Origin of the sequence: Streptomyces sp. NPDC014889 (genome assembly GCF_043081205.1) — a bacterium.
Taxonomy (GTDB): domain Bacteria; phylum Actinomycetota; class Actinomycetes; order Streptomycetales; family Streptomycetaceae; genus Streptomyces.
This window is the reverse complement of record NZ_JBIBWH010000001.1, coordinates 663,272-672,549: the sequence shown is the minus strand read 5'-3', so window position 1 is coordinate 672,549 and position 9,278 is coordinate 663,272. Positions and strand designations below refer to the sequence as shown.

At 70.8% G+C, this 9,278-nt stretch carries 11 protein-coding genes; 4 read left to right on the top strand and 7 right to left on the bottom strand.

Annotated elements, in window-relative coordinates; all coding sequences use genetic code 11:
- Positions 1-371: 371 nt before the first annotated feature.
- Positions 372-1,022, bottom strand: coding sequence for a DNA-3-methyladenine glycosylase (locus ACF09J_RS03065; protein WP_392303616.1), 651 nt, complete (start codon positions 1,020-1,022; stop codon positions 372-374).
- Between the two features lie 75 nt (positions 1,023-1,097).
- Here ACF09J_RS03065 and ACF09J_RS03060 point away from each other — a divergent pair, with 75 nt between their 5' ends.
- Positions 1,098-1,637, top strand: a complete 540-nt coding sequence (locus ACF09J_RS03060; protein ID WP_392303615.1) for a YbhB/YbcL family Raf kinase inhibitor-like protein — start codon at positions 1,098-1,100, stop codon at positions 1,635-1,637.
- A gap of 164 nt (positions 1,638-1,801) precedes the next feature.
- Positions 1,802-2,308: an HNH endonuclease gene (locus ACF09J_RS03055; RefSeq protein WP_392303614.1), complete on the top strand. Its 507-nt coding sequence runs from the start codon at positions 1,802-1,804 to the stop codon at positions 2,306-2,308.
- A gap of 74 nt (positions 2,309-2,382) precedes the next feature.
- Here ACF09J_RS03055 and ACF09J_RS03050 read toward each other — a convergent pair whose 3' ends face one another.
- The 3 genes from ACF09J_RS03050 to ACF09J_RS03040 form a co-directional block, all read right to left on the bottom strand.
- Positions 2,383-3,327, bottom strand: a complete 945-nt coding sequence (locus ACF09J_RS03050) for an SPFH domain-containing protein (RefSeq protein WP_392303613.1) — start codon at positions 3,325-3,327, stop codon at positions 2,383-2,385.
- 141 nt (positions 3,328-3,468) lie between these two features.
- On the bottom strand, positions 3,469-3,900 hold the full coding sequence (locus tag ACF09J_RS03045; protein ID WP_392303612.1) for an NfeD family protein: 432 nt from the start codon (positions 3,898-3,900) through the stop codon (positions 3,469-3,471).
- A 52-nt stretch (positions 3,901-3,952) separates the two neighbouring features.
- Positions 3,953-4,750, bottom strand: coding sequence for an ABC transporter ATP-binding protein (locus ACF09J_RS03040; protein ID WP_392303611.1), 798 nt, complete (start codon positions 4,748-4,750; stop codon positions 3,953-3,955).
- A gap of 155 nt (positions 4,751-4,905) precedes the next feature.
- Between ACF09J_RS03040 and ACF09J_RS03035 the strand changes: the two genes are divergently transcribed.
- Positions 4,906-5,694, top strand: a complete 789-nt coding sequence (locus ACF09J_RS03035; RefSeq protein ID WP_392303610.1) for a hypothetical protein — start codon at positions 4,906-4,908, stop codon at positions 5,692-5,694.
- A gap of 137 nt (positions 5,695-5,831) precedes the next feature.
- Here the strand turns inward: ACF09J_RS03035 and ACF09J_RS03030 are convergent, their stop codons facing one another.
- The 3 genes from ACF09J_RS03030 to ACF09J_RS03020 all read right to left on the bottom strand — a co-directional run bounded on the left by ACF09J_RS03030 (position 5,832) and on the right by ACF09J_RS03020 (position 8,012).
- On the bottom strand, positions 5,832-6,077 hold the full coding sequence (locus ACF09J_RS03030) for a chaplin (protein WP_392303609.1): 246 nt from the start codon (positions 6,075-6,077) through the stop codon (positions 5,832-5,834).
- Between the two features lie 155 nt (positions 6,078-6,232).
- Positions 6,233-6,874, bottom strand: a complete 642-nt coding sequence (locus ACF09J_RS03025; protein ID WP_392303608.1) for a response regulator — start codon at positions 6,872-6,874, stop codon at positions 6,233-6,235.
- Positions 6,867-8,012: a GAF domain-containing sensor histidine kinase gene (locus ACF09J_RS03020; RefSeq protein ID WP_392303607.1), complete on the bottom strand. Its 1,146-nt coding sequence runs from the start codon at positions 8,010-8,012 to the stop codon at positions 6,867-6,869. The genes ACF09J_RS03025 and ACF09J_RS03020 overlap by 8 nt, the downstream gene beginning before the upstream one ends.
- A gap of 474 nt (positions 8,013-8,486) precedes the next feature.
- Here ACF09J_RS03020 and ACF09J_RS03015 point away from each other — a divergent pair, with 474 nt between their 5' ends.
- Positions 8,487-9,206, top strand: a complete 720-nt coding sequence (locus ACF09J_RS03015; RefSeq protein WP_392303606.1) for a transglycosylase SLT domain-containing protein — start codon at positions 8,487-8,489, stop codon at positions 9,204-9,206.
- The last annotated feature ends 72 nt before the right edge of the window (positions 9,207-9,278 follow it).

Here is a 9,278-nt window from a genome sequence, read left to right as displayed (position 1 = left end):
AGTTCTCAAGGAACGGACGCTTCCTTCGTACTCACCCTCTCGGGCTTTCCTCCGGGCGCTTCCCTTCGGTGTTTCCGACTCTATCAGATCTTTTTTCTCGACCTGATCCCCAGTCAGCGGGGTTTGTCTCGGGCTTTCGGGCTTCCGTCCGTCGGCCTTTCGACATTCACTACGTTAGCCGATTTCCCTGGCGACTCATAATCGAGTCCCGTGAGTTCGAATTCGGGTACGCGGGCGCACCGAAGACGACCCCGCTGAAGGGGTTCTCGGTAGGTAGTGGGTTGGCCGCTCCGGCTGCAGGCGATCGCCGTACCCGGTTCAGCGGCTTGGGCTACGTTACGCACCTTCCGCGGGCGAGTCAACTTCCGCCGTCAGCTCCTGCGGCGCCTCGGCACGTGGGCCCGGTACGGGCTCACGGTCGGGTCGTCGGCGACCCAGAAGCGCCACGGGTGGACGTCTCCGTCGCCGCCCTCGCCGGCCACTCCGGTGCGGGGACCGTTGCGTACCTGGTCGGAGGGGACGGGCGCACCGGTCAGCATCCGTATGGGGGTGTCGCCGGCGGCGCAGGCGTCGGTGCCGTCGAGGGTCCGGTCCACGCCCAGGGCCGTGGCCAGCCGGGCCGGGCCTTTGGCCAGTTCTTTGTCGTTGCGGGCCGAAAGGCGGCGGGCGCGGGCCAGCTCGGCTCCTTCGACGATCTCCCCGGCCCGGAGCAGGACTCCGCTGGCCCTGCCCTCCGGTCCGCACACCAGGTTCATGCAGTGCCACATGCCGTAGGTGAAGTAGACGTAGACATGGCCGGGGGGACCGAACATCACGTCGTTGCGGGCCGTGCGGCCCCGATAGGCGTGGGAGCCCGGGTCGTTCGGGCCGTCGTAGGCCTCGACCTCCGTCAGGCGCAGGGCGATCGGGCCGTCCGGGGTCGTACGCACCAGGACGCGGCCCAGCAGATCGGGAGCGACCTCCACGACGGGGCGGTCGAAGAACTCTCTGGGCAGCGGCGTACGGTCCGTGGGCGCGATCACGGCTCACGAGCGTAGTCGAGGGCAGGTGGGATCATTGATCGGGAATCATCCAGGAACCGATCAGGAGGTACCGAGGTGACCGAGCACAAGCGGCGGCCGCTCCCCCACGACTTCCATCCGCCCGTGCCGTCCTTCACGGTCACGAGCGACGACGTCCGGGAGGGCGCGGCGCTCGGGGAAGCCCAGGTCCACGCGGGCGGGAACACCTCCCCGCAGCTGCGCTGGGCGGGTTTCCCTCCGGAGACCAAGAGTTTCGCCGTGACCTGCTACGACCCGGACGCGCCGACGGGCAGCGGGTTCTGGCACTGGGTGCTGTTCGACATCCCGGCCTCGGTGACGGAACTGCCGGCGGGTGCGGGCGGCGGCAAGTTCGAGGGGCTGCCCGAGGGGGCGGTGCACGCGCGCAACGACTACGGCACTAAGGACTTCGGCGGTGCCGCGCCGCCGCCCGGGGACGGACCGCACCGGTATGTGTTCACGGTCTACGCGGTGGACCAGGACAAGCTCGGTCCGGACTCGGACGCCTCGCCCGCGGTGGTGGGCTTCAATCTGCGCTTCCACACGCTGGCGCGCGCCCAGCTCATCGGTGAGTACGAGAACCCCGCCGAGGGCTGAGCCGCGCGGCGCGCAGGCCGCCGTTCACTGAACGTTTGCCCGCTTCCGGTCTTGGACGTGGCCGGGAGCGGGCATTTTTATTGCGTTGTCCATCCCGGCGCGCCCGGCCAGAGTTGATCCAGCCCGCCAGGGAGTGGGCCGGCGCTCTTGGGAGGTGGGCTGGGATGCGGGACACGCTGGTGCTGAACGCGAGCTTCGAGCCACTGTCGACGGTGACGCTCAACCGGGCGGTCGTGCTGGTGCTCCAGTCGAAGGCCGTGGTCGAACAGGCCCATCCGGAGCTGCGGCTGCGTGGCGCTGAGGTCGACATCCCCGCGCCCCGGGTGATCCGGCTGTGCCGGTATGTGAGGGTGCCGTTCCGAAGACAGGCTCCGTGGTCGAGGCGCGGTGTGCTGATACGGGACCGGCACCGGTGCGCGTACTGCGGGCGGCGCGCGACGACCGTGGACCACGTGGTGCCGCGCTCGCGGGGCGGGCAGGACACCTGGTTGAACACGGTGGCCTCGTGCGCGGAGGACAACCACCGCAAGGCGGACCGGACTCCGGAACAGGCCGGAATGCCGCTGCTGCGCGAGCCGTTCGAGCCGACCCCCGCGGACGCGATGCTTCTGGCCCTGGGTCAGGAGGAGTTCGAGGCGCTTCCCGCCTGGCTGGCTCGGTCGGCGGCCTAGTTCAACGGTGTGGGGGCCCGCCTTCGTCGATTCTCGCGAAGGCGGGCCCCACTGCCGTGGCGGGCTCCGGCGGGTCAGTCGATGGACGGCTTCTCGCGGCGCTCGGAGGCCGCGGGGGCGTTGCCGCCGCCCGGAGCGCCGCCCAGGGAGCCGAAGTTGCCGATGGCTCCGGACAGGCCCTTGAGGGCGTCGCCGATCTCACTGGGCACGATCCAGAGCTTGTTGGCGTCGCCCTCGGCGATCTTCGGGAGCATCTGGAGGTACTGGTAGGAGAGCAGCTTCTGATCCGGGTCTCCGGCGTGGATGGACTCGAAGACGGTGCGGATGGCCTGGGCCTCACCCTCGGCGCGCAGGGCGGCGGCCTTGGCCTCACCTTCCGCGATCAGGATCGCGGACTGCTTCTCACCCTCGGCGCGCAGGATCTCGGACTGCCGGACACCCTCGGCCTGGAGGATCGCGGCGCGCTTGTCGCGGTCGGCGCGCATCTGCTTCTCCATCGAGTCCTGGATGGAGGTGGGCGGTTCGATGGCCTTGAGCTCGACACGGTTGACGCGGATGCCCCACTTGCCGGTGGCCTCGTCGAGGACGCCGCGCAGGGCCGCGTTGATCTCCTCGCGGGAGGTCAGGGTGCGCTCCAGGTCCATGCCACCGATGATGTTGCGCAGGGTGGTGACCGTGAGCTGCTCGATGGCCTGGATGTAGCTGGCGACCTCGTAGGTCGCGGCCCGGGCGTCGGTCACCTGGTAGTAGATGACGGTGTCGATGTTCACGACCAGGTTGTCCTGGGTGATCACCGGCTGGGGCGGGAACGGGACGACCTGCTCACGCAGGTCGATGCGGTTGCGGATGGTGTCGATGAACGGGACGACGATGTTGAGGCCCGCGTTCAGTGTCCGTGTGTAGCGGCCGAAGCGCTCGACGATGGCGGCGCTCGCCTGTGGGATGACCTGGATCGTCTTGATCAGGGCGATGAAGACCAACACCACCAGGATGATCAGGACGATGATGACCGGTGCCATCGTTGCTGCCCGTACCCTTCTCCGCCTCGGCTCTTTCGGAAGATCTTACGGTTGTCGAAGATCTTGCTGGTCGAGTCTGACAGACCGTGGCCCAACTCGTGGCCGGTTCGGTCCACTTGCGTAGTTGTCTTTGGTGCGGGGTCACATGACGACGGCGGTGGCGCCCTCGATGTCCACGACGTCGACCTGTTCGCCGGCTTCGTAGGCGTGGTCGGTGTCGAGCGAGCGCGCCGACCAGATCTCCCCGGCGAGCTTGATACGGCCGCCGGTGCCGTCGACGCGTTCCAGGACCACGGCCTGCTTGCCCTTCAACGCGTCGACTCCTGTGGCGAGTTCGGGACGCTGCCGGCGGTGCCGGGCCGCGATGGGCCGGACCACGGCGATCAGGGCGACCGAGACGACGACGAAGGCGAGCACCTGAACGACGACGCCGAAGCCGAAGCCCGCGACGACCGCGGCCACGACCGCGCCCACCGCGAACATGCCGAACTCCGGCATCGCGGTCACCACGAGCGGGATTCCGAGCGCCGCCGCGCCGACCAGCCACCACACCCATGCGTCGATGTTGTCCACATGGTCATGTTAGGCCGGGGGCGGTGACGGCGGACAGGGTGCGGAGTGGTGTTCAGGACAGCGGCAGGCCCTTGGCGGTCCAGCGGTCACCGGACTGTTCGACGACGAGCGGGAGGCCGAAGCACAGGGAGAGGTTGCGGGAGGTGAGTTCGAGCTCCAGCGGTCCCGCGGCGAGTACCTTGCCCTGGCGGATCATCAGGACGTGGGTGAAGCCGGGGGCGATCTCCTCGACATGGTGGGTGACCATGATCATCGAGGGGGCGATCGGGTCCCGGGCGAGCCGGCCGAGACGGCGGACCAGGTCCTCGCGGCCACCGAGGTCGAGCCCCGCGGCGGGCTCGTCGAGCAGGAGCAGCTCGGGGTCGGTCATCAGGGCGCGGGCGATCAGGGTGCGCTTGCGCTCGCCCTCGGAGAGGGTGCCGAACCTGCGGTCCAGGTAGTCGCTCATGCCGAGGCGGTCGAGGAAGGCGCGGGCGCGCTGCTCGTCGACGTCCTCGTACTCCTCCTGCCAGCCGGCCGTCATGCCGTACGCGGCGGTCAGCACGGTCTGGAGCACGGTCTGGCGCTTGGGGAGCTTCTCGGCGAGGGCGATGCCCGCCACGCCGACGCGGGGGCGCAGCTCGAAGACGTCGGTGCCGGGCTTCCCGAGGGTCTCGCCGAGGACGGTGGCGGTGCCGCTGCTGGGGAAGAGGTAGGTGGAGGCGACGTTGAGGAGGGTGGTCTTGCCGGCGCCGTTGGGGCCGAGGATGACCCAGCGCTCACCCTCCTTGACCGACCAGGAGACCTGGTCCACGAGAGCCCGGCCCTCACGGACCACGGATACGTCCTGAAGCTCCAGAACATCGCTCATGAGCGCGTTGTCTCCCCTTGCAGTGTGCCGCCGGTCTCGGCATCGCGTACGCCTGTGGCTGGGCCCGCCGCGCCGGTGGGCGCACGCAGCCCTCACCGAATCTACGCCACGAGCCGGGCGGGCCGTTCCATCGGTCCGGTCCTTAGGGTGGAGGCATGCTCTCGGAACCACGCTCTGGACGCCTTGCCGCTTGGGGAAACTCCCTCTTGTCCGGATATGTCTCGCCGGACGACGCCGTTCTCGCCATCGTCGGGGACGACGCCGTCCATCGGGTGGAAGGGCTGCCCGGGGAGTCGGGTCCGGTCGGGCTCACGCTGGCGCTGGGGCGGCTGCGCACGCTCGGGGTGGGCGCGCTCGGGGTGGCGCTGCCCGCGCCGGGGCATCCGCTGGGGCTGAGCGGGCCGCCGGAGTTCAACGCGCGGGCGCTGGACGCCGGGGAGGCGGTGCTCTGCCACGGGGCCGCCTTCGGGCTGGTGCCCGAGGTACGCGAGGCCGGGCCGGAGGGCGATGTGCACGCCGAGGTGCTGTGGCACGTGCTGCCGGTGCGGGAGGCGCCGCCGGCCGACGTGCCGTCGCTGGGCGAGGCGGAGCGGGAGCTGGCGGAGGCGCTGCGGGAGGCGACGTCGGCGCTGTCGCGGCTGGACGTGGCCGGGTCGGGGCCGGTGGCGGAGGCGGCGATCGACGCGTACCGGGCGCGGGCCGAGCGGGGGCGGGAGGTTCTGGCGCCGGGCTATCCGCCGCGGGCGGTCCGGGTGCTGGAGCTGGCGCGGCGGGTGGCGCTGCTGGTCTCGCTGGCGTACGGGAACGGGCACGGGGGTGCGGTGAGCGCGTCCGAGATGGCGGCGCGGGGGGACGCGCTGCGGCCGGTGGAGCGGACGGCCCGGCGGGCGCAGGTGGCGGCGTACAACTCGGTGGTGGAGGAGCGGGAGAAAGGCGCGCTCTGACGAGTGGCGCGGCCGGTCTTCGGCTGCCCTCGGATCGCGAAACGGCCTCCCGGGGGGAGCCGGGAGGCCGTCGGTCGTGGGGGGCTCAGCGCCTCGGTGGGCTCAGGGCCTCAATGGGCTCGGTGGTCTCGGTGGTCTCAGTGGTTGAGGCCGAGGTTGCCGAAGGCGGGGTTCAGGACGCCGATGACGTTCACGCTGTTGCCGACGGCGTTGACCGGGACGTGGACCGGGGCCTGGACGACGTTGCCCGAGACGACGCCCGGGGAGCCCTTGGCGGCGCCGCCGGCCCAGGCGCCGTCGGTGGCGGAGGCCATCGAGGCGCCGGCGGCCACGAGCCCCCCGGCCACCATCGCCACGGCCGCTGCCTTCTTCAGGTTCTTCACTTCTGACCCCTCCTGGTGATCGCCGCGGCAGGCGCCGCGGTACGCACTGGAGAACGGCCGGGCCGTACGGAGGTTGCGCCATCCGGGGGACATTCCCACGACGGTATGAATCTCAGCCCGGAGCGGGACCCTCCGAATTGCCGTCGTCGGGCGGGTCAGCCGCTCAGGCCGTGGCGTACGGCCCACAGCGCGGCCTGGGTGCGGTCCGCCAGGTCGAGCTTCATCAGGATGTTCGACACATGGGTCTTGACGGTCTTCTCGGAGAGCACCAGGGCACGGGCGATCTCGCGGTTCGAGCGGCCGTCGGCTATCAGGCCGAGCACCTCCCGCTCCCGCTCCGTCAGCGACGTCCCCCGGCTCTGGCCGGAGTTGGTCTCCTCCTGGGACAACAGGGCGCCCGCGACCTCCGGCTGGAGGAGGATGTGCCCGGCGTGCACCGAGCGAATGGCGCCGGCGAGCGCGTCGGGGTCCACGTCCTTGTAGACGTACCCGGCGGCGCCCGCGCGCAGCGCCGGGACCACCGTGCGCTGCTCGGTGAAGCTGGTGACGATGAGCACGCGCGCGGGGTTGTCGAGCTCGCGGAGCCGGCGCAGGGCCTCGACCCCGTCCATGACGGGCATCTTGACGTCCATGAGGACGACGTCGGGCCTCAGCTCCTCGGCGCGGGCGACCCCCTCGGCGCCGTCCGCGGCCTCGCCCACGACCTCGATGTCGTCCTGCACCTCAAGGAAGGTGCGCAGACCGCGGCGGACCACCTGGTGGTCGTCGACGAGCAGCACCTTGATCGGGTCAGCCACCGGGGACCTCCATCTCGACAGCGGTGCCCTTGCCGGGCGCCGATTCCACCGTCAGCCGTCCGCCGACCCCGCTCGCCCGGTCCCGCATGGAGACCAGGCCGAGGTGGCGGCCCGCCCGGCGCACCGCCTTCGGGTCGAAGCCGGTGCCGTCGTCGGTGATCCGCAGGACGGCACCGCCGCCGCGGCGGTCCAGGGCGACGTCCACGTGGTCCGCCCGCGCGTGCCGCAGGGCGTTGTGCAGGGCTTCCTGGGCGACGCGGAGCATGGCCTCCTCCTGCGCGGCCGGCAGGGCGCGGATGCCGCGGGTGGTGAAGGTGACGCGGGCACTGTGGGCGCGGTCGAGGACCTGGATCTGGGTGCGGAGGGTGGCGACCAGGCCGTCCTCGTCGAGGGCGGCGGGGCGCAGCTCCACGACGGCGGCGCGCAGTTCGTCGACGGCTTCGGCGGCGAGCGCGGCCACCTGCTGCAGTTCGCCCTTGGCGCGTGCCGGGTCGCGGTCGACGAGGGCGGTGGCGGCCTGGGCGGTCAGGCGCAGGGAGAACAGTTTCTGGCTGACCGCGTCGTGCAGCTCGTGGGCGAGGCGGGAGCGCTCCTCGGCGATGGTCAGTTCGCGGCTGCGTTCGTAGAGGCGGGCGTTGGTGAGGGCGATCGCGGCGTGCTGGGCGAGGATCGAGAGCAGTTCCTCGTCCTCCTCGGTGAAGCCGCAGCCGCCCTCGTGCTGCGCGCGGTTCTTGTTCGCCAGGAACAGGGCGCCGATGACCTCGTCGCCGTCGCGGATCGGCAGTCCCAGGAAGTCGGACATCTCGGGGTGGGCGGCGGGCCAGCCCTCGAAGCGCGGGTCCTCGCGCAGGTCCGCCAGGCGTTCTGCCCGGGCCTCGCGCAGCATCGCGGCGAGGATGCCGTGCTGGCGCGGGAGCGGGCCGATGGCCCGCCACTGCTCGTCACTGACCCCGTCGACCACGAACTGGGCGAAGCCGCCGTGGTCGTCCGGCACACCGAGGGCGGCGTACTGCGCGTCGAGCAGTTCGCGGGCCGAGGCGACGATCGTCTTCAGGACGTCGCGCACCTCGAGGTGCCTGCTCATGGCCAGCAGCGCGGAACTCACCGCGGCGAGACCGGACCTGGGGCCTTGACTCATGTCCTCACGGTACCGGCGGGGAGTGACAGCCCGGATCGGTCCTGTGACGGCCGTGCCCGGGGCCGCTGGACCTAGGTCCTGCGACCGGTACGGGACGGGCCGCGGACGAGGGCGTGCCCGGTGTCCGGTCGCCGGGAATCCGCTCACCGAGAGCGTTGCAGCGGCAACCAACGGTGAGAAAACCTCCACCCCGATGTGAGGACACCCATAGGACGCAGGTCACGTACGAACGGACATAGGAGACAGAGGGGCCCGTCACGATCGGCATAGACGCTCTAATCTGTCCCGTTTTGTCCGTTCCGCTCCACTATCCGGCTTCGTACGTCACACCTTTGCCACCGGATTTTGCGACAGCTAAGAATTGCTCTCGTCGCTCAACGCCGCGGGTTTCCGCTCGCGGCGTTTGTGTGGGACGGACCCCCTCCCGCAGTCCGGAGAGCGACCTCCGCGCTACTCGAAGAGGTCTATTTCGCCATGCCCGCAAACTTCCGTCTCTCCAGTCGTGCCCTGGCCCAGCCCCGCAGGATCGCCGTCGCCGGCGTCGCCGTCCTCGGTGCGGCCGCCGTGGCCGTCTCGGCCGCGCCCAGCCACGCCGAGCCGGCGAGCAGCGTCGCCGCCGCCCCGGTGCAGCTCGGCACCCAGCCGATCCAGGGCGTGAAGGCCAGCGTCACCGACCAGCTCGCGGGCGAGAGCGTGAAGGTCCAGGCCATCGCGGCCAAGAAGCAGGCCGTCGTGAAGCAGCAGGCCCGGACCGCCGCCTTCCACAAGGCCAAGGCCGCCCAGCAGGTCAAGGCCGCGCACCAGGCCAAGCAGGCCGCGAGCCGGTCCGCCGAGCGCCCGCAGGTGCAGACGGTCGCGTACTCCACCCACTACGGCAACAACCTGGACGGCTGGATCCGGCAGGCGCTCGCCGTCATGAAGCAGCACAACATCCCCGGCTCCTACAGCGGCCTGCACCGCAACATCATGCGGGAGTCCTCGGGGAACCCGAGCGCCATCAACAACTGGGACATCAACGCCCGCAACGGCATCCCGTCCAAGGGCCTGCTGCAGGTCATCGACCCGACCTTCCGCGCGTACCACGTCCCCGGCACGTCGTGGAACATCTACGACCCGGTCGCCAACATCACCGCCGCCGCCAACTACGCGGCGCACCGGTACGGCTCGATGGACAACGTCAACAGCGCGTACTGAGGCCGGCGCGGACCTCTGACGAGACGCGGAAGGGCGGCACCCCGTTGCGGGGTGCCGCCCTTCGTGCCGTGA